Genomic DNA, 224 nt, shown 5'->3' with positions numbered 1-224 from the left:
CTACAACAGCGGTACCGGTGTCGTCAGCTACACCTATGACCCTGCGGTACAAAGTGCGAACAGCGATGTGACCGACAGTATCACCGTGGCAGTCACCGATGCCTTAGGCGCAACGAATAACGACAGCTTAGATATCCTTATTACGGATAGCAAACCAGTAGCGGTCGGTGACATCAACAACATCACTGAAGATGCAGTACCGAACACAGTCACCGGCAATGTGA

General features: G+C 51.3%; 1 protein-coding gene. It reads left to right on the top strand.

The window, feature by feature from the left end; translation table 11 throughout:
- Nucleotides 1-224 (top strand): hypothetical protein (locus H8K36_RS19090; RefSeq protein WP_186920468.1); only part of this gene is annotated, 224 nt, incomplete at both ends.

Source organism: Affinundibacterium nitidum, from assembly GCF_014284155.1.
Classification (GTDB): domain Bacteria; phylum Pseudomonadota; class Gammaproteobacteria; order Burkholderiales; family Burkholderiaceae_D; genus Undibacterium; species Undibacterium nitidum.
Note: the sequence above shows the minus strand (reverse complement) of the source record. Positions and strands in the feature narration are given on the sequence as shown.